The following is a 25,856-nucleotide window of genomic DNA, read 5'->3' as shown; positions in this document are numbered from 1 at the left end:
TTTCAAGACGTATATGCAAGATGCCAGTAAAGTTTTGTGTGTCATGAAGAAAATGCGTGAAGATTTCGCAATCCCTGCGTGAATTTTACTGTAGTGGCTTGGAAATTATTTACCTGAGAAACTATAGGTACCTCCAAATTAAAAAAATTTCGCCGCATAATCACAGCAATATCTATTCTTTACTTGTGTTTTACCATTCCTTTCTATCCAGCTGCTGCATTAAGACAATTAACGTCTTATCAATTCCGGATTACGTACAATTTTGGCCGAACAACTGGCGAACTCCTCAAGTAGCCATCATGCCGGCATGAATTCCTCTCGTTCCCACGCTCCTGCGCGGGAATGCATACCGGGCTTAAATACAACGTGCCGCTCCCAGAGCCGGGTATCGGTTCCCACGGAAGACCGTGGGAACCAGGGAAAGATGGGCATCAAACAGGATTATTTCAAATTGCGCGGCGGCCAACTGACTGAAGCCGATAATGGCCGTTTCAACGTAACCAAGCAGAAAAAAGACCGCCACTTCTTCAAGGTTCCGGTGTTGCGTAATATTGAACTGACTCATCCTTATTTTCACGACGGTTCAGTCAATGACCTTAACGAAGCGGTAAGGATCATGGGACAAGTTCAACGAGGCAAAAATTTTTCCGACGGTGAAATCGGTAAAATTGTCGCCTTCCTGAAAACGCTAACCGGAGAATACAGGGGTAAACCGCTCACGCAGTTGACCGCTGAAGACATCAAATAAACAGGCGCATTTTTCAGCGCGATGATTTACACCAGTCTTCAATCTGCCGCCCATTGGTTTGCCGAGAGCTCACACATCTTGCAAGCCTTGCTGGCATCCGTATTTACTTGGGGGATGACCGCACTTGGCGCCGCCCTGGTGTTTTTTACCAAACAAGTAAACCAGAAGCTGCTTGACATGATGATCGGGTTTTCGGGGGCGTGATTCCGGCGTCTTCATTTTCCGGCTTTTTCCTCGTGCAATGGTCTTTGGGCAGCCGTTTCCTCAGGTCAAGTCTCCCGCGTTGCCGCCACGACTACAAACGCACATTGCCCTCGCCCTGCCTGTAGCGATTCAATCTCTCTTGTCTCGGGCAGGGGGTGTGCGAGTGTCTGGCCCCAAGCGTCAATCGAGAAGCCGGTTTCCAGCAGAAGCCGCGCCACCTCGTCAGCCGAATAGAACGTGGCTTCGCGGTAAAACACGCTCTCGGCCTGATGCGCCAGATAATCTTGTCCCAAGGCGCTCTGCCGGTCTATAAAGCCGATCACCAAACGACCGCCGGGCTTGAGTACTCTGCGCGCCTCGGCAAGCATTCGAGCCGGTGAATCCACGAAGCAGATGGTGGTCACCACCAACGCGTGGTCAAAGGAGCCGGCTTCAAAAGGCAGCTTTTCGGCCACCCCTTCCACGACCTCGATGCCTCGAGCCGCAGCGTGGACAAGCATTGCCGGGGAGGGATCCAGGCCAACCTGCACGCCCAGCGGCGCAGCGAAGCGACCGCTGCCGACTCCGATCTCGATTCCCAGACCTTGCCACGGCACGAACGGGCGCAAGGCGAGCAGTTCCGAAATATAGGCGGCCTGGTGTTTTTCGAACCACGCCTCATAGCGCTGATGGTGGTTCTCGAAAGGGGCGGCTCTAGGCATCGGACAGCACCTGTTGAAAATGACCATCCTCGATTCTACTCATGACCACCCCCGTGTTTACCCTGCCGTCTTTCGCGGCCCCCATGTCCACCGCGTCCGGCAGAACCTTGTGCGCAACGCTGGAATGCCGGCAGGTGGCGCTGCTGCGACGCCTCGTGGAGGTTGCGGAATACCGTGAGGATATCCTGGCGCTCTGTCGCTTGCAGCAATCGTTCGTAGATTTCAGCATTGGCGATCTCGGCGACGACGCCTGCTTCGCAAGCTTCTTGCAGGCTGGCGTACCGATCAACCTTTCCCGGCCAGGGATTCTCGGGTACGGGCAGGCCGTAGCGCGCAAACAACACGCAAAGCGCGTCGATATGCCGCCTTTCGGCTTCGCTGATATTGCTGAACGGCGGCACCTCGCCGAAGTCGGCAATCACCTGATCGTAGGTCGCGAAGGATCGGTATTCGTCGTCGAGCGCCTCGTTGAGGGCGCGGATTTCAGTTTCAGTCAGATTGTTCATGTCTTAACCTCCAAAGTAAAATTGATTTTATTTATCGCAACATGCCCAGCACGATCATATCCGTAGCCTGCTCGGGAGAAAGGCCGTGCGCGATCAAGGTTTCCATTTGTTTTTTGTCGACCGTTCCGATGGCGGCTTCATGGGTGATCTTGGCCAGCGGATGACTGACTTTGACGATCGGCGTTGCTTGTCCGACCGCCTGATCCTTGATGATTTCCATGCAGTCCATATGGCCACGCGCACCTTCGGCGCAGCCTTCGGTAATGCCGATGATTTCCGCCCGGGCTTCGCCCTCCAAGGCAACGCGGCTTTTGATCATGCTGCGGGAAAATTGACCATTAAGGCCGACCTCTTCGTTGATTTTGATCAGGTCATCGTCATGTCCAAATACGCGGGAAACAAGCTCGACGACCGCGTAATCGTCGGCCTGTATCGATTCATTCAAATCGAGTCGGCCGACCCGGCCCGGCCCGTCGTCAGCGAGAAGTCGGAACTGTAGCGCGCATGCTTGCCGACTTTGACTTTTCCTGTCGTATTCACTTCCATCCCGCCCGACATGCCGTGAATATGACTGTCGGTGAAATGCAGCTCGGCTCCCTCGCCGATCTCAATCCGTTTTTCCATGATGTGCCTGACGATTTCGGCGTTGGCGAACAAACCATGGGCGATAAACCCAGCTTTGGCCCCCGGTTCCAGAATGATATGGATGCTGAAATGCTGGCTGCCGATCCGTTGCAACAGGCCAAAGCAAAGATGAACGGGATTTGCAAGCCGCGTGTTGCGGGCTATATGGATCTTGACCCGTGTCATTTCGCCGCATTCTTCGATGGTCATCTCAACACCGGGAATCGCTCGATGACTCAGCAACGCAATGTGCCGTTAAAATCGGCGGAAAAAGCCAGCATTCCGGACAAAATGTCGTCCAGGTCGAGCCCCTCGCAAGGCCGATTAATGCGCCGCCAGACGGATGCATCGACGCTGTCCGCCTTGAGCGACACCCAGTCAGCCATCTTAAGGATTTCCCGGACATTGCTTTGCCAGATCAGCGAGGCGTTGGAAATCACGGCAATTTTGACATTCAGGCCGCGCAATAATTCAATCGTCTTGCCGAGATTGGCATCGAGGGTAGGCTCTCCGTCCGGGACGAAGGTCAAATAATCGACAGCTTCATGCAAATCTCTAAGTTTTTCCAGACGCTGTTCTACTGCATTGAAAATAGCTTCAGGCCTGAAAAACGTGCGGGGCTGAGTTTCCGTGGCTTTTGTCGGACCCACTTGGCAATACAGACAGGAATAGGAGCAGTGTTTCGGCGGAATATTGTTGATACCTAAGCTGCGTCCCAAGCGTCTTGACGGTACGGGTCCAAATACAAGCATACGCTCATCCCCTTTCTGTTTTTTACCTTACAATTTGGGAAAATACCAAGCCGCTATTCCGTATAGTGCAACCGCCAGAAAGATCAACACGGTAAAGCCGAACTGCATCGTAATCAGGGTTGCCAGGATCGCGCTGATGACCGAGGCGCAGCCGTTAATGCCCCAGGCCCAGGGTATCAACGCCGGGGCGGTTTGGCTGATCTTAGCCAGGGCCATCGGAAACGGCATGCCCATAAAAAAACCCAAAGGCGCTATCAAAATTATCGAAAACAGGTAGCGCCCCCAACTTTCCATTTTCAGCAAAAATCCGGCGATGGACTCAAAGCCCAAGCTGTAAGCGATGCTGAGCAAGGCAATGGCCGCCATCGGCAGCATAAACGCCGATTTTTCAGTGCTGTGTGACAGCTTTGTCGAATAATGGCTGCCGACGCCTGCAGACAACAAAAAGGTACTCAGCATCACGGTGATGGCATAAAGCGGATGATGCAGAATCAGGATGAATTTCTGGATAAAGCCGATTTCAATAAACAAAAATGCCAAACCCAAACTGAAAAAATATACCAGCATGCTCAGATGATTTCCCGATCCCGGTTCGATGCCCAGCTTGCTTTTCCACAGCCATAATGGCAGTGCTATCAGCAACAGGCTGGCGAGTATCGCCTGCACTAAGGCCGCGATTAACAATAAATAGCCGCTTTCCAGCAAAAAGCTTCCGCCGGTACCCAATAAAGACAGGATTTCGGGCAGGGTTCGCCATTTAAAAAAATGAAACAGGTAGGGCTTATCGTCTGTCGCAGCTTCGATATTGAATTTATAAGCATCAATAAACGCCCGGCTCTGATTGCCCAATAAAGCCACAGCCGCCTCGTACAGGTAAGGCTGCTGCTGGATATTAAAACGATTGACTTCCGACTCTGCTATGCCGGGATAGTAAACCAAATCAAAACTGCGTTCGTTGCAGAACTGTTTTAACCGGCTGATTTCCTCGGCGGATATGACGCCGTTTTTGACTATTAAGGTACTGGTTTGCCAGCCGCGTATCATGATTATTTGTTGGCCGGGTTGCCGGACGCCGGCATCTTTAAGGGCGTTAATAACCGTAGCCAATAGTTTAGGTTCATCGTGTGGCGGGATTTTAATCCAGCGGCTAATGCTGAGATAACCGCCAGGGCTGACATGGCGCAGATATTCCTGTATGGCCTGTTCGGTATAAAGATAGTTTTCAGCCATTGAATACAGGCCTGATGTCGATGCGCCAAACGCATCCAGCAATGAAATATTGATCAGGTCATAGGTTTTACGGGTTGTTGCAAGGTAGCCGCGCGCTTCATCGATATGAAGATTTACATTCGGCTTGGAATAAAGGTGACCTGAAAAATCTGCATATTTTATCTGCATCAGCTCGATGATCTGGGGATTCAATTCAACGGCATCGATGCGCTTAATGGCGTGATAGTTGGCCTGCAAAATATCGCTGCCGGTGCCTGCTCCGAGAATCAGGATATCGGCCAATTGTTTGAGATGATAGGGCAGGGCGGACGTGGTTTGATCCAGATAGCCGAGCGTTTCAGGCTTGCCGTTATAGCGGGTGATTGCGCTGATATTGTCCGCGTCGATAAACACGGCCAGCTGCTCCGGCGGTTCTGTTGTGGCATTAAGGCTCAGACCGGGCGCATGACGTAGCGGGGTAGTCTCGCTCTTGACTACGCTGATTAAACCCAGCGGGCTGGAATATCGGTCTATGATTTTTGTGCCCGGTACTTGCAGCAATTGATTCAGGCTCTTATACGGCGAAACCTTCAACGTTACCCAGCCGGTCGGTGTAAAAATAATCGTCAGCCCGATAATAACGGACGCGATGATCCCGTATTTTGACCGGTCAAAGCTATCAATCGACACCAGCAGGGTTGCGGCTATTCCCGATAACATCAATACGGTTAACAGCTGTTCGGGAAACACCGCGAACAGCAGCAAAATAACGCCTGCACTGCCCAGGCCCGCACCAAACAGGTCGGCCGCATAGATCGAAGCTACCTGGTTCCTATAGCGGTAAAGAGACAAACCGACGACATTGGCCGCGAAAAGGAACGGCAAGGTCAGCATCAGGTAAATACCGAATAAAAACAGCAGTTGTTGGGGTGCCCACAGGATTTCTGCCGAATTAAACGGGACTTGCTGAGCCAGTAAAAAACAGGCGGGTGCAAAAAGGCTGAACAGCAGCATATTGGTCATAATCGCCGCCGGGAAATGTTGCGCTAAGCGGTCGCGGTTCAGCGCCAGGAACACGCCGCTAACGCCATAACCCAAAAGCGCCAGGCTGATCATCATATAAGCGAAATGATGCCACTGAATAATCGAAAACAGGCGCATCAATAAAATTTCATAGGCCAGGGACGATGCCGAGATAATGCCGACAGCGGCCAACAGCGATAAGCGTGGCTTCATCGTTATTTGCCTGTCAATGCTTGCCGGTGAGCGGGACGAAACTGACCGGCAAAATCTGGCGAGTGGTGATTTTTTCATTAGCGTCTTTAGTCACCAACATCAGATACTGCGTCATAAATTGAGCGCCGACCGGAATGATCATGCGTCCGCCGGGTTTTAGCTGTTTAATCAGCGGCGGCGGTATATGGCTGGCAACGGCGGTAACGACAATGCCGTCAAAAGGCGCGGCTTCTTTCCAGCCGTAATAACCGTCGCCGGTTCGGGTATGAACCGTATCATAACCGGTTCGTTTAAGGTTCTCTGCGGCCTGTTTAGCCAGCGGTTCAATAATTTCTAGGGTGTATACGCTATCGACAAGCTCGGCGAGAATGGCCGCCTGATACCCGGATCCGGTGCCGACTTCCAGAACCCGGTCGGTTTTTTTCAGTTTAAGCAGGTCGGTCATAATCGCGACGATATAAGGCTGGGAAATGGTCTGTCCATGACCGATAGGGAGCGGCCTGTTTTGGTAGGCATAGGGTCGTTCGGCATCGCGAACAAATTCATGCCTCGGTACCTTGCGCAGGGCATCGAGAACCGGCTCGTCAAGCGCTTCCTGATTCAGGTAATCGCGGGTCGTCACCACTTCAGCCTTGATGATGTCGACCAAGGCATGACGCTGCTGGCGGAAACTGTCTTCGGCGATGACATGGCTGGAAAACAGCAGCAAAATAATGCCGATGACCACTAGCCAAAAAATAAGATGCTTTACTCTTTTCATGTTGACAACCTCCTGGTTTTGCCGGGCAAGAATCGGCTGTTGAAGTGAGAGTTTAAACCCATGAAAATGGGTTTGTCTGTAGGTCTTTTCTACAATTGTCAGCCGGTCAGGATAGGTTTATGGTTTAACGGCGAACGCGAATGTGTAGGGCGAATTTATGCGCTAGCTCACTGCCATTAAGTGAAGGATTTAATCTAGTGTGGGCGTGATTTATTCGCGCTTTTTAATGCCTATAGCGCGAATAAATTCGCGCCCACGGTTTACCCATGAGGTGATCAATGAACCCAAGCAAACAGCCTGCTTTTATCCGTTTAATTTTTTTAGCTTTCAGCATTTTTTTCAGCACAGCCATAATGGCTGCAGGAGCGCAAAACATGACCTTGATCCTCCAATCACCTGACTTTGTTCATCAGGGAGAAATTCCCAAAACTTTTACTTGTGACGGCAATGACAGTTCGCCGGCATTAAGTTGGTCGGGACTTCCGAAAAACACCAAAAGCCTGGTGTTGATCGTTGATGATCCCGATGCACCGGATCCTGCCAAACCTAAAATGACCTGGGTACACTGGCTGCTTTATAACATTCCTCCGGCTGTTACCGAATTACCGCCAGCCGTTGCCGCCTCTGATTTACCCGCAGGTACGCAACAAGGCAAAAACGATTGGAAACGAATCGGTTATGGCGGTCCCTGTCCGCCCATCGGTCGGCATCGCTACTTTTATAAGCTCTACGCACTGGATATTGAATTGCCTGATCTGCATCAGCCCAATAAGACCCAGCTGGAAACCGCGATGGCGGGGCATATTATTGGACAGACAGAACTGATTGGAACTTATCAGCGTCAGTAACTGATTAAACATGTAGACGAAGCCGCCAGCCAAACGGCGCATGACGTTATGTTTATGGGTTCTACGGATTACAGCTTACTTGGCAAATCGACTGCTATCGACCCAGGCTGCCAAAACATGAAAAATATCTATTTTGGTGGAAAGAATTAACTGATTTTTGTCTAAACGACCGGGCAGGGTAATTGTCACCGAACATACCGGGTCAATTGTGATGCTGTTTTCCCGATTTCTTGGCCATTTTTTAACGCTGTTTTATTAAGCGTGGGCATTGAATCGTAGTTTTCATGAACGCAGCCGATTTCAGTGGTTCTGCGCATCCGCTGTGTGCAGGTTTAGCGTGCAGCTATGGTCGGTCGTTCCGTGTTCCATTTGCAGCGTGCTGTGCTGAATGGAGAAACGCTCTTTCAGTGTTCGCGTAATGTCATCCATAAAAGTGTCGCCAGGGTAACCTTCCGGCATGACCAAATGGACGGTCAAGGCACCCTCGGTCGTGCTCATACCCCAGATGTGCAGATCGTGAATGTCAGTGATGCCGGGACATTGGCGCAGATAGGTTTCCACTTCGGTGACGTCTATATGTGCTGGGACGGCACTTAATGCCAGCCGTAACGAATCGCGTAGCAGACCCCAGGTGCTAATCATGATAACTATCACGATCAGAAAACTGATAGCCGGGTCAAGCCAGTACCAGCCGGTATACATCATCGCTATACCGGCAACGACCACGCCCAGCGAAACGGCCGTATCAGCCATCATGTGCAGGTAGGCGCCGCGAATGTTCAAGTCGCCCTTGCTTCCCTTTACAAATAACCATGCGGACAGTCCGTTAATGACGATCCCGATGGCCGCCACCAGCGTGATCGTCAATCCGGCCAACACAGGAGGCTGCGAGAAGCGATGGCCGGCCTCCCAGGCAATGGCCCCACACGCTACCAGCAGGAACATGGCGTTTGCCAGTGCGGCCAGAATTGAGGTGCTGCGCAGACCATAGGTGTAGCGCTCGCTCGGTGCCTTGCGGCTGAGGAGCGCCGCACCCCATGCCAGCAGTAGGCCTAGCACATCGGAGAGGTTATGTCCTGCATCGGCTATCAGCGCGGTCGAATTGGCCATGAAGCCATAGCTGAACTCAACCACAACAAAAGTCGTGTTTAAAACGATGGCAATGACAAAGGCACGACCATGATTGTTTGGGTCACCGTGATGGTGATGACTGTTACTAGGCGAGTGTCCACTGTGATCATGATCGTGAGAATGCTTATGTTCGTGTTGATGTACCATTATTCTGCTTCCGTATAAAGTTCGGCGATGTGTTCCAGCATGTCAGCAAACACTCCCGAGATAGGTTGATCGGCGTCGGCATAGAACGAACATGCTGGCTTTCCATGTCGACCTGCTTTGACGAGTTACGTGCGCAGATAATAAAAAAAATTGTAGTCCACGAAAAGCAAAAAAACCGGGTACAGAAAAGCGTGTTGGATGTAATAACCAAAGCGCCTGAATGAGTAAAGGAACCGTGGCTAGCATCGTCATGCTGACATGAACGCCAGTATCCAGTCACATGAATAGGAATGACTGGATATTTACGCCGTCATATATGAATCTAGGTTTTTTCGTGCTTTTCGTGGACAGTGCGTAACATTAGTTAATCATACAAGAACCTATGTTATAGGATCTGTCAAATATTCATAGCGATAAATTACGATGATATGTTCGCTTAATCGCCAATAAACTCAAAGCTAAAAAAGCAAACATCGCCCCGCAATAAAAGGTAAATTCAGCGCCGTAACGATCCCATAACCAGCCTGCAATCAGGCTGGACAAAAGCATAAACACGCCGCCGATGAAATTAAACAGACCGAATGCCGTTCCTTTCAGCTCCGGCGGCGTAGTCTCGGCAACCAGAGTCGCCAGAATGCCCTGGCTGAAACCCATATGCAATCCCCATAACGCTACGCCCAGCATAAGAACAGGAATTGATGTGGCTTGCGCCAGTGCCAGGTCGGCAAAAATCAAAAAAAACAAGCCGATTCCAAGTAAGTATTTTTTATTCATGCGGTCAGACAAAATGCCTGCTGGGTAGGCGGATAAAGCATAAGCCAGACTCATCACCACCATGACCAAGGGTATCCAGGTGACCGCTAAGCCCATTTGCTGGGCGCGCAAGACCAGAAAAGCTTCACTGAATCTGGCCAGGGTAAATAAGGCGCCGATAATAACGACCCACCAATATTGCACGGAAAATCGTGTTAGTACCGCCCATTTTAGCGGCGAATGGAAAGGGCGCGCTATCACTCCGGAAGGCTCATCAACACCAATGACAATAAGCATGACTGCAATGACGGACGGAATCACTGCGGCCCATAGCACCAGCTTGATGTTGCCGTTGAGTAGAAGCAATAGCAGAATGGCCAGAATAGGGCCTAGAAATGCTCCTACTGTATCCATCGATTGCCGCAAACCAAAACAGGCACCGCGTATGTTCGCCGGTGCAACATCGGCAATCAAGGCATCGCGCGGCGCTCCGCGTATGCCTTTACCGATTCTGTCCAGGAAACGCGCGATGAATACGGTAATCACTGAATCGGCCAGAGGGAACAGCGGTTTGGTTAAAGCGGCAAGTCCATAGCCGAACAACAACAATATTTTTCGGCGGCCGAAAAAATCGCTGATTGCACCGGAAAATACTTTGGCAATATTCGCAGTTGCTTCGGCAATACCCTCAATCAAGCCGACAGTCAGCGCGTTGGCTCCGAGTGTTGTGACCAGAAATACCGGTAACAGGCTGTGTATTAATTCTGAGGATAAATCCATAAACAGACTGACAAAGCCAAGTGCCAAGATGGTTCGTGGAATAGATGTTGCCATATTTTTCAGTATGTTAGCGAGGCAATGATGATTGGGTTTCAGTCCTTGTTATCGCTTGCATCGTTATCTTTAATATCGCCCGATGCGAGGACTTTAACTTCGACAGATTTACCCTTCACATCACCCTCCACATCAAAAAAGAATTCCTGTATGCTTTCAACCTCGGTTATTTTGATTTCAGGGTAACCTTTTTTAATCGCGTTTTGTGCGGCAAGTGGTAATTGCGCAAACTGCATACCCTGTTCAATTTCCATCACCAAGCCATTGGCGGCAAAAGTAATATCTTTACTGATACCGTCATTTTTACTTTCAATTTCGTATTTAGTTATTCCTTTATCCTGGATGGCTTCGACTTTGGTAATGCTGCTACGAACCTGATGCTTCAGTGCCGATGACTGGACAACTTCTGGAAGTTTTTCAAACGTTATCTCGCGGGTTTCCTCGGCATAAACGGCGGCAGAGAAGGTTAAAGTGACGAAAGTTGTGATTAATAGTTTTTTGTACATGATTTTTTCCTGTTGTTTAATGGGCGTTGAACCCTTTTGTCGAGTCAGCGATAGCGTAACCCGAGGTGAAAATTTTTTTTACCGTGATTTAGCGAAAGCAGACTCTCCTTTTATCGTTGAAAATATTGTGAGCAATGCCGGTAGTAAAATCAGCACCAGCGGCATCTGGACAACCAGGCCGGAAATAATGGCAATGGCCAACGGTTGCAGCATTTCAGAGCTGGCGCCGATGCCTAAAGCCAATGGCATAAGCGCAAGAATTGCGGCCACAGTGGTCATCGCAATCGGGCGCATGCGGTTATTCCCTGCGGTAATCATGCGCTGAATTCCCACTTCTGACTCAGTCAGGCTTTGGTATTCGGAATAATAAAAGATACTGACCTCGGTGACGATGCCGATCACCATGGTCATGCCCATCATCGCGGTGATGTTTAACTCGGTACTGGTCAGCCATAAGCCGACAAACACGGCCGCTACCGCCGACAAGGTAGTCAGCATCATCGACAGTGCCACATGAAAATGTTCATACAAATACAGTAACAAAACAAAAACCAGCGCCACCGCCGCGATAAACACGATAATCAGGTCATGAAACGCAATGCGTTGTTGTTCATATAAACCGCCCAGAACATAATAAACATCATGCGGCAACATGCCGGGTTGATCGAGTGTTTTAATGACGTCGGCAACGGTAGATCCCATGTCCCGTCCGCTAATACGCGCAGTGACGGCCACCATACGTTTTAAATTATCCCGAGCGATTTGCGCCTGCCCGGTCTCAGTGCTGATTTTTGCAATCCGTTTAAGAGGTACCCAATGGCCGTCTGGCGAGCGCATACGCAGATTGTCTAATGCCCGAATTGTTGAGCGCTCGGCCCGGGGGATCCAAACGCGCAGGTTGACCATCTTGGGGCCTTCCTGCAATTGCGTGGTAATGGTACCCTTCAGATAATTATTAAGCGTCTGTGTTACGGCATCCGGACTGAGTCCTTCCAGTGCGGCTTTATCACGCAATACACGGATATTCAACGCATCGCCGGCCGGAATGACGCCATTGTTAAGGTCAACGACGCCCGGTATTTTTTCCAGCTTTAGTGCGACTTTCGTCGCCAGTTCTTTTAATAACTGCCCATCATTAGAATACAGTTTGACTTCGATAGGTTGTGGAACCGCCGTTAAATCGCCGATGATATCTTCCATCAGTTTGGCCAGTTCAATGCTCAGTCCCGGGACTTGAATACCAACCTGTTCTCGAACGCTGTCCATCACTTCATCCAGACTGCGCCTGGGCAAAGGTTTTAAGCGCACGAAAAAGTCGCCTTCATTGGCTTCGGTCAGGAAGCCCCCCAAACTGTTGCCGGTGCGGCGAGAATACGTCTCCACCTCAGGCGTATTGTGTAGAACCTTTTCAACTTGTTTTAACAAGCGGTCCGTTTCCGATACCGACGTACCGGGCGCGGCCCGGTAATCGAGAATAAAGCCACCTTCATCCATCGACGGCATAAATCCTGAGCCGGTCTGCTGCCAGCCAAAGAAACCGGCGGCCAGCAGCGGAAGCAGTGCGGTCAATATCAGCCAAGGCCTTGACAACATCACTTGTAACAGCCCTTGATAGCGTTGATGAGACCAGCGGGTCAACGGGCCGTTTTCTTCCTGTTCGGTATCTTTTTGCGTCAGGGTATGAGAGGCCAGCAAGGGCACAGCCAGCCAGGCTATTATAAAAGAGATAAGCAGTGCTGAAGCCATGGTGATCGACAAGGCTTTGAAAAAACTGCCGCTGACGCCGGATAAAAAAGCCAACGGCGCAAAAATGATAATCGTCGATGCCGATGAGCCTGTTAGCGGTTTGCTGAATTCGTTGACGGCCAGATGAATCCGTTCCAGATAGGTCCCAGACGCTTCACGCATGCGGCGAATAATATGCTCAATCATGACAATCGAGTCATCGATAATCAACGCCACGGCGGCGGCCATGCCGCCCAAGGTCATGATATTAAAGCCAATCCCCAATAAATGAATGATTAATACGGTCGCGGATAAAGTCATGGGTACGGTAATGGCGGCAATCAAGGTGACCTTGATATTTCGTAAAAACACCAGCAAAGTAACAATGGCCAGCCCTAAGCCAATCAACAAGGCTTCTTTGACGCTCTGGGCAGAGGCTACAATCAAATCGCTTTGGTCGTACCATTTGGCGATTTTAATACCTGCAGGGAGCTTCTGTCTGATGAGTTCCAGTTGAGATTGTGCGTTGCGGGCAATTTCAACGGTGCTGCTGCCGGGTTGTTGATTAATTTGAAACAGGACGGCATCGCGACCCTCGGCGGTGATTCGTTGCCATTGCGGTGCGGTCGTTTTAACCACTTGTGCGACATCTTCAAGAAAGACCAGGCCATTTTGACCACTGCGTAAAATAGTCTGCGCAATCTGTTCCGAACTCTGCAACTGGGTATTGGCTAGTATCAAATAAAGCTTATAGTTTTGTTCCAGCCGGCCTACCGCCTGGATAACATTGGCTGTCGATAAGGCTTTGGCAATATCATCCAGACTTAAACCTAAGGCATTGATTCGCGCGGGATCGACCAGCACCTGGTATTCCGCAATTGCACCACCCAATACCGCCACTTTTGACACGCCGGGAATGGCCGACAGGATCGGTCTGATTTGATAGAGCGCCATATCCCGAAGTTCGACCAGGCTATGCTTGGTGGATGTCAGACTGTAACCCAGCACGGGGAATACCGTCGGATCCATGCGTCTGACGCCAAATGACAAGGTTGCAGGCAGCGTTGAACGAATTTGATTAATGGCCGACGCAACTTGCAGCGTGGCCGACACCATATCCACGCTCCAGCTAAAATTGATGGCGATATTAGCGCTGCCGCGACTGGTCGCAGAACGGACATTCAGTACACCCGGTACTGCGCGCACCGCTTCTTCCACCGGCCAGGTAACCTGAACGGCCATACGCTCGGCAGGCATGTCGCCGGCATCGAGATTGATGACCACTCGTGGGAAGGTCACCTGAGGAAACAAACTGACCGGCGTACTGCCAATGACAAAGAATCCGGCGATGGCGAATAGACCGAGTGCAAACAGAATGGAGCGACGGTGACAATGGCTCCATTCCGTCATGGTGAGACTCCTTTGTCGGGTTGGGTGCCCGGCACTACGGACACCGCCATGCCAGGTTCGAGTTCGTAGTTGCCTAACACAACGACGTCATCCTGATCCTTTAAATCCGTCGCAATCACTTCAACCTGCCTATCGTTTTCCAGGCCCACTTGTACCGGATGCTTAACGGCATGACCGTTTTCGACCGTAAACAGACTGTAGCCGCCATCATCGGGCAACACCGCCTGACGGGGAGCCAGTAAGGTATTGACCGTGGAGATAATAATCTGACCTTCAACAAAGTCGTTGATCAGCAAGGTCTGATTTAACGCTGGCCTGACAAAGACATTGAGCAAGCGGGTGGTCGGATCGATCTGATGGGTGATAATTTCAATACGGCCCTTAACCGGTTCTGAAACGGGCGTATTGACCGGCGTAATCAATACCTGTTGATCGACTTGCAGATGCTCGTAATCCTCCGGTTCGATGCCTAAGCGAACCATCCACTGGTTCTGGTCAACAAGTTGCAGCAACGGCATACCGGCAGAAACGATTTGTCCTTGTTGCACATTAACCAGATAGATAATACCGGCGTTTTCCGCCCTGATTTGCTGTTCTTTACCGATACCCTGGTCAAGCAGATTTTTGAGCATGACCTTAGCCTGTCCGACACGCAATCGGGAGCCCACCAAATCCTGTTTAGTCGCCAATTTCAGGCGTATGCGTTCTTGCAGCAGTTGATTTTCGCGTAATGCTGCCGCCAGTTCTCTTCGCGCCTGTTCAAGTTGCAACATAGCGCTCGCGCCCGGCTTTAAGGTCAGTAACAGATCGCCTTGCCGGACAATTTGGCCCTGATTGACCTGCATTTTATCGACCTGACTGGTATAGGGCACGCTAACCGTCTTCAACTTGTCCGGTAAAGGCAAAACCACGCCATAGGCGGTAAAGGTTTCTTTGATTTCTCCTTTTTCTAGTTTGACCGTTTCAACCTGGGCAACCGGCTCCGGTTCGGAAACCGGCGCGTCCGATCCGGTTAAATCGTGCGGCTTTGCCAACCCATAAAGCACAGCACTACCGATAACAAAAGTCAGCAATAAAACCGTCACGACGGTTATTTTAGAATAGGATTTCATCATTCTTTTTCATTAAAATCAGTGGCAACATGATAAAGCCCACTCGCTACCTCCAAAGCAATTCCCGCCTGCACTAACTGCAATTCCAAGGTCAGCAGGTCAATTTTCTTATCCGTCAGACTATTCCAGGCCACATAATAATTAAATACGTCAACCTGGCCGTTTTTGATACCTGTCTGATAGGCGTTAACCAGATTGGCCAAATCGGGAATGGCATGACGAACGGATTGAATTTGCTTGTTTATCGATGCGATAGTGACCAACAATTCGGCAATATCGGCCCTGGCTTGAAACAGCCGACTGGTATATTGATCGAACAGTTGTTGCCGCGTCGCCCGGCCAAGCGCGATTTGACCCTGATTCCGGTCGAATATGGGCACTGTCATCGAGACGCCAAAGCCCATGGTATATAAGTTGCTATTATCCCGGGCAGAATCAAAGCCGATACTGATTTTCGGAAATTGCTGCATTACCGCGATATGCAAGCGTTCTTCCTGGCTTTCATAGCCCCGTTTCAAGGCCATTAAATCCAGCCGACGGTTTTCGACGTTATATATTAAAGCGTCATAAGCCGGAGCGTTCATAGCGGAAACGAGTTCAATATCTTGCTGCAAATTGACCCCCTCATGGGGTTTAAGTCCCAAGGCTCGGTTCAGGCGTTGTTGCTGCTGTTTCATTTGTAATTTAAGGGCGAGCAAACGAATATCGACCCCATTTTTGGCGGACACGGCGGCGACCCGTTCAAGTTCTGTGACCAACCCCAGTTCAGCGGCTTCTTGCAAGCGCGCACGGTTATCTTCCAAACGCTGCGCCATTTCGGAGAGTAAAGCCTGTTGACGGGAGTAAACAATCAATTGATAAGCCGCTAATTTTGCCGCCTGGGCGATTTGCCATTCCTGCCAGGCGATTTGCAAATCGACGCCCTGTTGTTGTTTCCCTGCAGCTGTTATTTTGTTCTGCCGCCAAATCAGGGCCGTCGCCTCCCAGCTCAGACCGAGTCCAAAGGCGTTGTTCATATTCAGATCGGTGCCTCCGGAAGGCGCTGAAAAACTGTAGGAGACTTGCGGGTCAGGCAATAATCCGGCCTGTAAAAGTTGCGCGTTGGCAATGCCATGTTGATCTCTTGCGACGCGTAATTCCGGATTACGTAATACTGCCAGAATGGCCGCTTCATCCGGCGATAAACCGTCCTCCATATCAAATTTAACCGGTTCAAGCAGAGGATGCTTTATTTTTGCCGCCTGGATAGTGAGCTGTTCACGGGATGGCGTTTGCAGTTGCTGCTGAATAGAGTCCTCTGTCAATGGGAGTGGTTGATAATGAGCACAAGCGGAAAGTACAAGCGACAATGCAATGCGAATAGCCCAGTGATAAAAGCCAATACTTTTAAAAGGATACAACTGAAAGTTATTAGCTGCTTGCAAATAGCTAGGGGTCATAAAAAGTTTCTGTCTATAAGGATCGATGAAGAAATAACTTGGACGTAGGTGGGTTTAGCCTTAGCATAATCCGACATTCAAATCCTTATAGCTTAAGTGTATTTAAATTGAATTCTTTTTCTCCACGGCCTGATAATACAAGAGATTACCTTGCCGGAGTCTTTCCGTATCATTACCAAATGGTAAGATACCTGGTTTATAAAAGACGGTAATATCTCTATCATGCGGATTCTTTTAATTGAAGATGATAAACAGGCGGCGGCTTATCTGGTTAAGGGCTTGACTGAAAGCGGTCACATAGTTGATCACGCCGCTGACGGAGAGAAGGGTTTAGATCTGGCTTTAAGCGAAAACTATGATGTTCTGGTGATTGATCGAATGTTACCGAAAAGGGATGGTCTCTCGCTCATTCGTATGCTGCGTGCTGATGGGAGACATACTCCGATTCTGGTATTGAGTGCATTAGCTGAAGTCGACGATCGGGTCGAGGGCTTGCGTGCGGGCGGTGACGATTATCTGGTTAAACCCTATGCCTTTGCCGAATTACTGGCAAGACTGGATGCCCTGGTGCGTCGGCGTACTGAGGCTACGGCGCCAACGCATTTAAAAATAACGGATCTTGAATTAAATCTGCTCACTCACAAAGTCACCCGTGCAGGCCATCTGATTCGTTTGCAACCTATGGAATTACGACTGCTGGAATGTCTGATGCGGCATGCCGGTCAAATCGTCACGCGCACCATGTTGCTGGAACAGGTATGGGATTTGCATTTCGATCCTCAGACTAATGTTGTTGATACCCAAATAAGCCGTTTACGTTCCAAAATTGATAAGGATTTTGACAAACCGCTACTTCATACTCTCCGTGGGATCGGCTATAAACTTGATGCCTACACGGATGTAGGCGGATAAATGCTCCTCGCTCACTTCTCCTGCATTACCCTACTACACGCCGTCCATGGCGTTATGCATGATCTGCATTCAATACATCCCTGTGTTAGCAGGATGCGTAAGCTTTGAGCTCCCGTAGATTGTTCAACACATCCGCTATGCGTATTGCTTTGCGCTATGCCGGACTTTATGCGGTATTAATGACCCTGGGCTTGAGCATCTTGTACTGGACCAGTAGCGATTACGTTGATGAACAAATCAGCACAGGCTTGAAACAACGCATGCTTGAATTGTTGCGAATTGATAAGGAAAAAGGCCGCGATAACGTCATTCATACCCTCAACGCACAACAGACTATCGATGTTAAATACCGTCGCCATTTCTTGCTGCTGGATCCAAACCATAAAAAACTGACCGGTGATTTGGAAGAATGGCCGCCAAACTTAAATCGTTACGGAGAAGTCACCAATGTCTGGATTGAAGGCAGGCTCATTTCGGATCAAAGTAAAGAAGACGGTTATTGGCCTATGGTCGCAGCAACATTGACTGATGGCAGCAAGCTGTTGCTGGCTCAGAGCCTGGAACAGGCAGAGGAATTACAGGAGGTTATTCTCTATACCATCGTCATGATTCTACTGGTCTCGGTGAGTTTGGCATTGACCATGGGCTGGTTTATCGGGCGAACCTTGTTAGCGCGAATCGACAATATCAACACCACAGCCAAAGCGATTACCTCGGGCGACTTCTCCCGACGTGTGCCTTTAAGCGAGCGTAACGACGAGTTTGATGAACTCGCCGAACAGCTTAATCGCATGTTGATGCGCATTGAACAATTGCTGGCCGGCATGCGTCAGGTCACTGATAATATCGCCCATGACTTGCGCAAACCGCTGTCACGATTACGCAGTCGACTGGAAATTACCTTGCTGGAAGCACGCGATCCGATCGAATATCGGCAAGTCTTGAGCGAAACCATTGAAGATGCTGATGACTTGATTCGTACTTTTAATGCTTTGCTAGAAATCGCGCAAACAGAGGCTGGAAGCTTTCGTGGTGAATGGCAACCGGTCGACTTATCCACTTTGCTTGAGGGACTAGGTGAGCTTTATCAGGAGCTGGCTGAATCACAAGACAAGCACTTAACCATCAACGTGCAGCAAGGCCTTAGCGTAATGGGTAATCGGCATTTGCTGGCTCAGGCCATCAGCAACTTGCTGGATAATGCTATTAAATATACTCACGATAACGGACAAATTACTTTAGCGGCTGGACAGCAACCAGAAGGGCTTGTCGTGCTAATTAGCGATAACGGCCTCGGTATTCCAGCCGACAAGCACTCTTTGGTCTTGGAACGGTTTTCTCGCCTGGATGCAGCCCGTAGTACCTCCGGAAGCGGCTTGGGACTCAGTCTGGTTAAAGCGGTTATGGAATTGCATGTTGCTTCTGTTGGCTTGGAGGATAATCAGCCGGGCCTCAGGGTCCGGCTTCATTTTCAATAGAGCTGGCCTACTTAAAAGCCGTTGCCGAACAATCCGGCAAAGTCGCTATGCTTACTCCACTTAAAAAACTGGCGAATCTAACTCAATGGGTAAACAATAGCCGGCAAGCTGAATTTTAACCAATTAACAGGCGAAATAGTAAATTGCAAACAAAACATATTATTTTAATTATCATCCTATCTGCCATGTCGGGGCGTTCTGTGAATGCACAAGAAATAGAAAATAAAGTCAAAAATCTGCTGTCTCAAATGACACTCGAAGAAAAAGTAGGGCAAATGACGCAGGTCGATTTTTCGGTTATCGGCGATCCTAAAGAACAAAATGCCGAGGATCAGATCAATCCTGCCAAGTTGGAGGATGCGGTGTTAAAACACCATGTCGGCTCCATCCTTAATGCGCCTTTAAACCAGCAGGTAGGCTCCATTCTTCATCCGTCTTTTACGTCGGCTAACAATGCGCAATCCGTTGAGATATGGCGAAAATTGACGCGCACGGTGCAAGATGCTGCGGCAAGAACCCGGTTGAAAATCCCGGTCATTTACGGGATAGACGCGATTCATGGCGCGACTTACACGCAAAACTCGGTATTGTTTCCGCAGGCCATTAACATGGCGGCAACGTTCAATTCGGAACTGGCTTTCAAGGAAGGCGGGATTACCGCAAGGGAGGTGCGCGCTTCCGGTCTGCAATGGAATTTTTCCACGGTGATGGATATCGGCCGCCAACCGCTTTGGCCGCGCTTGTGGGAAACTTTCGGCGAAGATGTGCATTTGGCAACGGTGATGGGTGCGTCTTATATTAAAGGTCATCAGGGCGATAATTTTTCTGCGGTTGATAAAGCGCCAACTTGTTTGAAACATTATGTGGGTTACAGTTATCCGCTTAACGGCAAAGACCGGACACCGGCCTGGATAGGTGAAAGAATGCTGCGCGAATATTTTTTGCCGACGTTTGAAGCGGGTATAAAAGCCGGATCGCCGACGGTGATGGTTAATTCGGCGGAAGTTGACGGCATTCCCGGACACGCCAATCATCATTATCTGACCACGATTTTACGCGGAGAACTGGGCTTTAAAGGCTTTACCGTGTCCGACTGGGCCGACATCAAGCGGCTTTATACCCGCGACAAGATGGCCGCTAGCGAAAAAGAGGCGGTCAAAATGGCGGTGATGGCCGGTATCGACATGAGCATGGTGCCGTTCGATTTTTCTTTTTATGATTTGCTGATTGATTTGGTCAAATCAGGCGAGGTGCCGATGTCCCGTATCGATGAAGCCGTATCCAGGATACTGACGGTCAAGTATCAGGCCGGATTATTCGAGCCTAAACCCTTGCTGCCGGTGGCAGGTAATTTTGCCACGGCGGAAGCCATAGAGACCAATCGTCAGGCGGCACGGGAGTCGATTATTCTTGCCAAAAACGACCACAACATCCTGCCGCTTAAAAAAGACACCAATATTCTGGTGACCGGGCCTACCGCCAATTTGTTGAATGTGATGAATGGCGGCTGGACGATTACCTGGCAGGGCGATGCCGAGGATTTATATCCTCAAGAGAAACTGACGGTCTTGGAAGCCATACAGGAAAAATCCACCGGCAAAGTGACGTATATCGGAGGCGATGCTTTTGATGCACCCATCGATGTTCAACAGGTGGTTGAAGAAGCCAAAAATCACGATGTCATTTTGCTCAGCTTAGGAGAAAAACCTTATACGGAAACCGCGGGCAATATTGAGTCGTTAAACCTCGACCAGGCGCAAGTCGAGCTTGCCAATGCCGCGATTGCAACCGGAAAACCGGTGATTCTGCTTACCTTGGGCGGTCGTCCGCGCATTATTACCTCGATTGCAGAACGGGCTTCCGGCGTTATTTTGGGTTTCTTGCCGGGCATGGAAGGCGGTGAAGCCATTGCTGATATTTTATATGGCGACTATAACCCCAACGGCAAACTGCCTGTTTCCTATCCGCGCAACACCAATGGCATTACGCCGTATGATTACAAACCGATGGAGTCGTTTGAGGGAAATACTTATAACCCGCTGTATGCGTTTGGGCATGGTTTGAGCTATACCACCTTTGCAACCAGCGGCTTGAAGGCGGAAAAAGAAAAAATCCGCATGGGTGAAAATATCAATGTCACCGTTAATGTCAAAAACACCGGCGCGTTGACAGGCAAGGAAACGGTATTGCTTTATATTAATGATGTGGCGGCTTCGGTAACCCGTCCCAACAAACAACTCAAAGCGTTTAAAAAAGTCGAGTTGAATCCTGGTCAAACTGAAAGCGTAAGCTTTACCTTAACGCCGCATGATTTGTCGTTTATTGGCGTTGATCTTAAGCGGATTGTGGAGCTGGGAGATTTCAAGGTGATGGTTGGTAATGAAATAGTCGGTTTTACGGTGACCGAATAAAGTCATGACCAATACAACCGACACGACAAATAGTTCCGATCAAAACCCTTATCTTGGCTCACTAACCCTATTAACCTCGCTGTTTTTTATCTGGGGTTTTATAACCTGCTTGAATGATATTCTGATCCCGCATTTGAAAGCGGTGTTCACCTTAAATTACACCCAAGCCATGTTGGTTCAGTTTTGCTTTTTTACCGCCTATTTTGTCGTATCCGTTCCCAGCGGCTATTTAGTTAAAAAAATCGATTACAAAGGCGGCATCATTACCGGATTAGCCATAGCAGGTGTGGGCTGTTTGCTGTTTTATCCGGCCGCAAGTCTGCATTCCTATCCGTTATTTTTGGCGGCGTTCTTTGTGTTGGCCTCCGGCATTACTTTGTTGCAGGTTGCCGCAAATCCGTATGTCACCATTTTAGGCAAGCCGGAAACCGCCTCCAGCCGGTTGACACTGACGCAGGCATTCAATTCGCTGGGTACGACTATTGCCCCTTATCTTGGCGCGTTATTTATCCTTGCCACTGCTGTTAAAACGGCGGATGACATTGAGCTGCTTAACGCCGACCAGTTATCGGTTTATCAAGCCGCTCAAGCGGCGGCGGTGCAAATCCCTTATTTGTTGCTGGCGGCGGCTTTGTTTTTTATGGCTGTCGTTTTTGCCCTGATCAAATTACCCAAGATTGAAGCGACCGAAACGCAGGTTTCGGGTATTGATGGTATTCATGGTAGCGCCTGGAGCTACAGACATCTGGTACTGGGGGCAATCGGCATTTTTGTTTATGTCGGCGGGGAAGTGTCCATCGGCAGTTTTCTGATTAATTTTCTGGGCGAGCCTTCCATTGCCGGATTGGCAGAACGTGATGCCGGAAAGTACGTGTCGTTTTATTGGGGCGGCGCCATGATCGGGCGATTTATCGGCGCGGGAGTCATGCAAAAAATCCAGCCCGGCAAAGCGCTTACGGTTAGCGCGGTAACTGCGGCGCTGTTGGTTTTAATGACTATCTTTAGCAATGGACAGGTTGCGATGTGGACGATTCTTTCGGTCGGGCTATTTAACTCGATCATGTTTCCCACTATATTTTCACTCGCAGTTAGCGGCTTGGGCAAACACACCGGGCAGGGGTCCGGGATCTTGTGCGCGGCAATAGTCGGCGGCGCTATTCTTCCTGTCGTGCAAGGGCTATTCGCTGACCGGATCGGCATACAGCAGGCGTTTTTTATTCCGGTACTTTGCTATGGCTACATCGCTTATTACGGCTGGCGGGGTTGCAAATACAGTGCAGTGTTGCGTTTACCGGGCTAGGAATTGGGTGGATGGTATTAGGCGTGAAATAAAACAGGGCACCCGAAAGTGCCCTGAAAGAAATCGGATGAAGAGTTGCTTACATAAGTTTTCTTAATTCGGCAAAATCTTTAGCCGCTTGTGCTAGATGCTCTTTTGCCGCGTTTAAATCACCTGATTTAGAGGCAAGGCGTGCTTTTTTCAAATGACCATTAGCGCGTTGACGTCTAACGTCAAGAGTATCGCTCACCTCCACTTCTTTAACTAAATCAGCAGCCGTTCTGATTAAATCCATAACTTCTTCCTGAGTAGAGCCGCCTTCAATAGCCTGAGATGCTTCAGCAACTTTTGCCGATACATTATCAACAGCGACCTCAGCAGCGCCTGCTACAGCTATAGACGAAATGCCCGCAGTAGAAACGGCAATAAAAAGACTTAAGGTCATATTTTTTAAAAGTTTCATGGGTTGGAATCCTCGTGTTGTTTTATAGTTATAGTTATATTTATGAATAGATAGCGAATCGCTATCTATCGGTTTTTATTCTACCATGAAATAAATATGTGATTGCATCAAGTATCATTAGCTGCACCTGTGAAAAAGGTGGCAGTCTTGATATTCCAGGTTTGAATTGTGTTTAATCGATAAAAATCAATGACACATCAATCAACGGGGTCGGATCTCGTAGGAAAACTTATCATTTCTTCAAGATAAGTTAGCTCAGCATTGCAGTTAATTTGTTAATCGTAAGTAGAAAAAAGGCATCCGAAGATGCCTTTTTTAGTCTGCTTAGTCGTAGCTGTAATGCTTACGCAATTGCTTAACAACTTGCCAGTGGCTGTTCAGACCTGCCGGAAAAACAACCAGGTCGCCAGGCAAAATACGCACAGGTTCGCCGCCTTCCGGTGTTACCAAAATCTCGCCTTCCAGAATATACGCAGTTTCTGTTTCGTCAAAGTCGATTGGGAACTCGGATATTTCTTTTTCCCAAATCTCCCAACTTGCCACACCTAACTCTTTCAGACGTTCTTCACTGGGCTTATGTTCAATCGTAATTTTCGGCATGTGCTTCCTAAATGTAAAAGTAATCGGAGACTGATTTTAGCATTTTTCGGAAGAAACCAACATCATGCTTAAGCCAAGCGACTGGGTGGTAAGTATTTAGTCCCCTTTTAGAAAAATAGGGTTAGCAGAGATTTAATTAGGCGTAAGCTGGAATGAGACCATCCAAGCGCGTAGCGCGAGGTGGCGTTTCCGGGTAGCATCAATTCTGGAATATCATAAAAACTGCGGCAAATCACACACTTATTATGTGATTTGCCGGTTTTTTATTTTTTTAGAGTTCGTAAGTCTTCATAAATAGCCATAACTTTTTGATAAATAATTAAATATTATAGATGGTTTGATTATTGCTTTTCTTTTCGTGTTCCTTGCCAGCTAATGCCCGAAATTAGTTAGCCAGTAATGATCATTCAGTTATTTAACAATTAAGAAGAGAAAGAAAATATGAAAATATCTCAACGTTACGCTGCACCTTTGTTACTGGGGTTAGTTAGCACCTTACTGTCAACACACGCTGTTGCTATGGGTGGCATGGGCGGTGGATGTATGATGGACTGTACGACTACGCCAACGGTCATTGATCCGCCACGCGGGGCGGCATTCCAAGACCCTGTGACCATGCCCAATATTTCGACTACGCCCGGTATTGTCGAAGTCAATATGGAAGCCAAAGTTGCACCCATTAATATTAACGGGGTAACGGCTAATTTAATGACCTATAACGGTACTTATCCCGCACCGACTATTAAAGTAAAAAAAGGTGACCTATTAAAAGTTCACTTTAAAAACTCGTTGCCTTATACAGGCTTGAATATGATGGGAGATGCTCGCGATTTGACCAATCTGCATACGCACGGTTTGCATGTTTCCCCAGAAGGTAATTCAGATAATGGGATGCTCAGCTGGATGTCAGGTGATTTGTTCGATTATGAATATGACTTGTCCCTGCATCCCGGAGGCAACCTTAATTATTATCATCCACATCGTCACGGTAATACCGCTGAACAAATGTGGGGCGGTATGGCGGGCGCTTTGGAAGTTGCTGATGAAACAACGGCTTTAGCGGCTTATGAAACGCATATCATGGTGCTGAAAGACATTAGTTTGGACGGCGCAGCCCCTGCCGCGCATACCATGGATGATTTCATGAACGGCAAGGAAGGCAATGTCATGATGGTCAACGGCAAAGTGAATCCGGTGCTGAACATGAAACCCGGGCAGGTGCAACGCTGGAAAATCGTTAATGCCAGCAATGCACGGTTTTATAAATTGAGTTTGGGTAGCCATAACTTGCAGGTGATCGGGACAGACGGCGGCTTGCTGAATAAGCCTTATGCACAAAGCTCAATATTATTATCACCGGGTGAACGTGTTGATGTCATGGTCAAAGCATCAACTACCAAAGGCTATTACAAATTATTGTCCAATCCTTATGACCGCGGTATGAGCATGATGAGTGGTGGCGGCAGTCAACAAATTACCATGTTGACAGTCAACGTCACCGGTACGGCGGTAACTAATAGTATTCCTGCTACCATTAATGCTAATGCGGTAAGACTCGCTGTACCCGCAGGTACTCCGACGCGGCAGATTACCCTGAGTATGGGTATGATGGGGGACATGGAAGCTTATATTAATGGTATAGCGTTTTCGGAAACGAATGCTTATACCGCGCATTCCAGCGTGAACACCTATGAAATATGGGAAGTTTTCAATAACAGCATGATGGATCATCCTTTCCATCAGCATGTTAATCCGGCCCAGGTGATTTCGATTAGCGGCGGCGACAGCGCCTATAAATCGCTTTATACCACCAGTCCTGCATGGAAAGACACGGTCATTGTTCCTAAAGGCGGCAGCATTAAACTGCTCGTGCCTATTAAAGATTATACGGGAATGACCATGTTCCACTGCCATATTCTCGAACATGAAGATATTGGCATGATGGGGCTTTGGGATATTCGGTAATTCTTGATGGTTATGTCGTGGTCGATTTTTTTCGGATTCATGGAAAAATTATCCGTTCTTAATTAGTGCCACTACAAACCGCATCAATCGAGTAACGCGTAGG

Annotated in this window: 23 protein-coding genes; 8 read left to right on the top strand and 15 right to left on the bottom strand. The window is 48.9% G+C overall.

Annotated elements, in window-relative coordinates; genetic code table 11:
- Positions 1-262: 262 nt before the first annotated feature.
- Together RW114_RS03765 and RW114_RS03760 are read left to right on the top strand one after the other, a co-directional pair.
- Positions 263-748 (top strand): cytochrome-c peroxidase, encoded by a 486-nt coding sequence (locus RW114_RS03765; protein ID WP_340121375.1) that lies wholly within the window; start codon positions 263-265, stop codon positions 746-748.
- A gap of 21 nt (positions 749-769) precedes the next feature.
- Complete coding sequence (locus RW114_RS03760; RefSeq protein WP_340121374.1) at positions 770-952, top strand: hypothetical protein; 183 nt, start codon at positions 770-772, stop codon at positions 950-952.
- A 65-nt stretch (positions 953-1,017) separates the two neighbouring features.
- Here the strand turns inward: RW114_RS03760 and RW114_RS03755 are convergent, their stop codons facing one another.
- Genes RW114_RS03755 through RW114_RS03725 form a run of 7 tightly spaced genes read right to left on the bottom strand, consistent with a single transcriptional unit; the run spans position 1,018 to position 6,740 of the window.
- Entirely contained in the window at positions 1,018-1,653 is a 636-nt protein-coding gene (locus RW114_RS03755) for a methyltransferase domain-containing protein (RefSeq protein WP_340121373.1), read from the bottom strand.
- Between the two features lie 35 nt (positions 1,654-1,688).
- On the bottom strand, positions 1,689-2,159 hold the full coding sequence (locus RW114_RS03750) for a ferritin-like domain-containing protein (RefSeq protein WP_340121372.1): 471 nt from the start codon (positions 2,157-2,159) through the stop codon (positions 1,689-1,691).
- Between the two features lie 31 nt (positions 2,160-2,190).
- Entirely contained in the window at positions 2,191-2,604 is a 414-nt protein-coding gene (locus tag RW114_RS03745; protein ID WP_340121371.1) for a SufD family Fe-S cluster assembly protein, read from the bottom strand.
- Positions 2,601-2,993, bottom strand: coding sequence for a hypothetical protein (locus RW114_RS03740; protein WP_340121370.1), 393 nt, complete (start codon positions 2,991-2,993; stop codon positions 2,601-2,603). The genes RW114_RS03745 and RW114_RS03740 overlap by 4 nt, the downstream gene beginning before the upstream one ends.
- A 26-nt stretch (positions 2,994-3,019) precedes the next feature.
- Entirely contained in the window at positions 3,020-3,535 is a 516-nt protein-coding gene (locus tag RW114_RS03735) for a radical SAM protein (RefSeq protein WP_340121369.1), read from the bottom strand.
- A 27-nt stretch (positions 3,536-3,562) separates the two neighbouring features.
- Positions 3,563-5,980: a spermine/spermidine synthase domain-containing protein gene (locus tag RW114_RS03730; RefSeq protein WP_340121368.1), complete on the bottom strand. Its 2,418-nt coding sequence runs from the start codon at positions 5,978-5,980 to the stop codon at positions 3,563-3,565.
- 13 nt (positions 5,981-5,993) lie between these two features.
- The gene (locus tag RW114_RS03725; RefSeq protein WP_340121367.1) at positions 5,994-6,740 is read right to left on the bottom strand and encodes a protein-L-isoaspartate(D-aspartate) O-methyltransferase; all 747 of its coding nucleotides are present in this window, start codon (positions 6,738-6,740) and stop codon (positions 5,994-5,996) included.
- A gap of 374 nt (positions 6,741-7,114) precedes the next feature.
- On the opposite strand from RW114_RS03725, the gene RW114_RS03720 reads away from it, so the two are divergent.
- Positions 7,115-7,588 carry a YbhB/YbcL family Raf kinase inhibitor-like protein gene (locus RW114_RS03720; protein ID WP_422614782.1) on the top strand — a complete coding sequence of 158 codons (474 nt, stop codon included), beginning with the start codon at positions 7,115-7,117 and terminating at the stop codon, positions 7,586-7,588.
- Positions 7,589-7,888: 300 nt separating this feature from the next.
- Here the strand turns inward: RW114_RS03720 and RW114_RS03715 are convergent, their stop codons facing one another.
- From RW114_RS03715 to RW114_RS03690, 6 genes are all read right to left on the bottom strand, one after another.
- On the bottom strand, positions 7,889-8,866 hold the full coding sequence (locus RW114_RS03715; protein WP_340121365.1) for a cation diffusion facilitator family transporter: 978 nt from the start codon (positions 8,864-8,866) through the stop codon (positions 7,889-7,891).
- 405 nt (positions 8,867-9,271) lie between these two features.
- Entirely contained in the window at positions 9,272-10,453 is a 1,182-nt protein-coding gene (locus RW114_RS03710) for an MFS transporter (protein ID WP_340121364.1), read from the bottom strand.
- Positions 10,454-10,491: 38 nt separating this feature from the next.
- Entirely contained in the window at positions 10,492-10,959 is a 468-nt protein-coding gene (locus RW114_RS03705; protein ID WP_340121363.1) for a PepSY-like domain-containing protein, read from the bottom strand.
- Between the two features lie 78 nt (positions 10,960-11,037).
- A complete protein-coding gene (locus tag RW114_RS03700; RefSeq protein ID WP_340121362.1) occupies positions 11,038-14,094 on the bottom strand; it encodes an efflux RND transporter permease subunit in 3,057 nt (1,018 codons plus the stop codon).
- Positions 14,091-15,209 carry an efflux RND transporter periplasmic adaptor subunit gene (locus RW114_RS03695; protein WP_340121361.1) on the bottom strand — a complete coding sequence of 373 codons (1,119 nt, stop codon included), beginning with the start codon at positions 15,207-15,209 and terminating at the stop codon, positions 14,091-14,093. Before RW114_RS03695 ends, RW114_RS03700 begins: the two co-directional genes overlap by 4 nt.
- A complete protein-coding gene (locus RW114_RS03690; RefSeq protein WP_340121360.1) occupies positions 15,206-16,645 on the bottom strand; it encodes a TolC family protein in 1,440 nt (479 codons plus the stop codon). The genes RW114_RS03695 and RW114_RS03690 overlap by 4 nt, the downstream gene beginning before the upstream one ends.
- 222 nt (positions 16,646-16,867) lie before the next feature.
- Between RW114_RS03690 and RW114_RS03685 the strand changes: the two genes are divergently transcribed.
- From RW114_RS03685 to fucP, 4 genes are all read left to right on the top strand, one after another.
- Entirely contained in the window at positions 16,868-17,557 is a 690-nt protein-coding gene (locus tag RW114_RS03685) for a winged helix-turn-helix domain-containing protein (RefSeq protein ID WP_340121359.1), read from the top strand.
- A gap of 119 nt (positions 17,558-17,676) precedes the next feature.
- Positions 17,677-19,035, top strand: coding sequence for a sensor histidine kinase (locus tag RW114_RS03680; RefSeq protein ID WP_340121358.1), 1,359 nt, complete (start codon positions 17,677-17,679; stop codon positions 19,033-19,035).
- Between the two features lie 200 nt (positions 19,036-19,235).
- A complete protein-coding gene (locus RW114_RS03675; protein WP_340121357.1) occupies positions 19,236-21,446 on the top strand; it encodes a glycoside hydrolase family 3 N-terminal domain-containing protein in 2,211 nt (736 codons plus the stop codon).
- 4 nt (positions 21,447-21,450) lie between these two features.
- The gene (gene fucP / locus RW114_RS03670; protein ID WP_340121356.1) at positions 21,451-22,746 is read left to right on the top strand and encodes an L-fucose:H+ symporter permease; all 1,296 of its coding nucleotides are present in this window, start codon (positions 21,451-21,453) and stop codon (positions 22,744-22,746) included.
- Between the two features lie 79 nt (positions 22,747-22,825).
- Here the strand turns inward: fucP and RW114_RS03665 are convergent, their stop codons facing one another.
- Both RW114_RS03665 and RW114_RS03660 read right to left on the bottom strand, forming a co-directional pair.
- Complete coding sequence (locus RW114_RS03665; RefSeq protein WP_340121355.1) at positions 22,826-23,188, bottom strand: hypothetical protein; 363 nt, start codon at positions 23,186-23,188, stop codon at positions 22,826-22,828.
- Positions 23,189-23,512: 324 nt separating this feature from the next.
- Positions 23,513-23,788, bottom strand: coding sequence for a cupin domain-containing protein (locus RW114_RS03660; RefSeq protein ID WP_340121354.1), 276 nt, complete (start codon positions 23,786-23,788; stop codon positions 23,513-23,515).
- A 441-nt stretch (positions 23,789-24,229) separates the two neighbouring features.
- Between RW114_RS03660 and RW114_RS03655 the strand changes: the two genes are divergently transcribed.
- Complete coding sequence (locus tag RW114_RS03655; RefSeq protein ID WP_340121353.1) at positions 24,230-25,753, top strand: multicopper oxidase family protein; 1,524 nt, start codon at positions 24,230-24,232, stop codon at positions 25,751-25,753.
- Positions 25,754-25,856: the final 103 nt, after the last annotated feature.

It is taken from the genome of Methylobacter svalbardensis (genome assembly GCF_037671525.1).
Lineage (GTDB): Bacteria > Pseudomonadota > Gammaproteobacteria > Methylococcales > Methylomonadaceae > Methylobacter_A > Methylobacter_A svalbardensis.
The sequence above is the reverse complement of the archived record's forward strand: the minus strand, read 5'-3'. Positions and strand labels throughout refer to the sequence as shown.

Bases quoted from the DNA above. Each gene is read 5' to 3' on its own strand.
- RW114_RS03730 (WP_340121368.1), bottom strand. From the start codon at position 5,980: ATGAAGCCACGCTTATCGCTGTTGGCCGCTGTCGGCATTATCTCGGCA.
- RW114_RS03755 (WP_340121373.1), bottom strand. From the start codon at position 1,653: ATGCCTAGAGCCGCCCCTTTCGAGAACCACCATCAGCGCTATGAGGCG.
- RW114_RS03695 (WP_340121361.1), bottom strand. From the start codon at position 15,209: ATGATGAAATCCTATTCTAAAATAACCGTCGTGACGGTTTTATTGCTG.
- RW114_RS03690 (WP_340121360.1), bottom strand. From the start codon at position 16,645: ATGACCCCTAGCTATTTGCAAGCAGCTAATAACTTTCAGTTGTATCCT.
- RW114_RS03705 (WP_340121363.1), bottom strand. From the start codon at position 10,959: ATGTACAAAAAACTATTAATCACAACTTTCGTCACTTTAACCTTCTCT.
- RW114_RS03740 (WP_340121370.1), bottom strand. From the start codon at position 2,993: ATGACCATCGAAGAATGCGGCGAAATGACACGGGTCAAGATCCATATA.
- RW114_RS03725 (WP_340121367.1), bottom strand. From the start codon at position 6,740: ATGAAAAGAGTAAAGCATCTTATTTTTTGGCTAGTGGTCATCGGCATT.
- RW114_RS03655 (WP_340121353.1), top strand. From the start codon at position 24,230: ATGAAAATATCTCAACGTTACGCTGCACCTTTGTTACTGGGGTTAGTT.
- RW114_RS03760 (WP_340121374.1), top strand. From the start codon at position 770: ATGATTTACACCAGTCTTCAATCTGCCGCCCATTGGTTTGCCGAGAGC.
- RW114_RS03720 (WP_422614782.1), top strand. From the start codon at position 7,115: ATGACCTTGATCCTCCAATCACCTGACTTTGTTCATCAGGGAGAAATT.
- RW114_RS03665 (WP_340121355.1), bottom strand. From the start codon at position 23,188: ATGAAACTTTTAAAAAATATGACCTTAAGTCTTTTTATTGCCGTTTCT.
- RW114_RS03735 (WP_340121369.1), bottom strand. From the start codon at position 3,535: ATGCTTGTATTTGGACCCGTACCGTCAAGACGCTTGGGACGCAGCTTA.
- RW114_RS03660 (WP_340121354.1), bottom strand. From the start codon at position 23,788: ATGCCGAAAATTACGATTGAACATAAGCCCAGTGAAGAACGTCTGAAA.
- RW114_RS03710 (WP_340121364.1), bottom strand. From the start codon at position 10,453: ATGGCAACATCTATTCCACGAACCATCTTGGCACTTGGCTTTGTCAGT.
- RW114_RS03750 (WP_340121372.1), bottom strand. From the start codon at position 2,159: ATGAACAATCTGACTGAAACTGAAATCCGCGCCCTCAACGAGGCGCTC.
- fucP (WP_340121356.1), top strand. From the start codon at position 21,451: ATGACCAATACAACCGACACGACAAATAGTTCCGATCAAAACCCTTAT.
- RW114_RS03700 (WP_340121362.1), bottom strand. From the start codon at position 14,094: ATGACGGAATGGAGCCATTGTCACCGTCGCTCCATTCTGTTTGCACTC.
- RW114_RS03715 (WP_340121365.1), bottom strand. From the start codon at position 8,866: ATGGTACATCAACACGAACATAAGCATTCTCACGATCATGATCACAGT.
- RW114_RS03685 (WP_340121359.1), top strand. From the start codon at position 16,868: ATGCGGATTCTTTTAATTGAAGATGATAAACAGGCGGCGGCTTATCTG.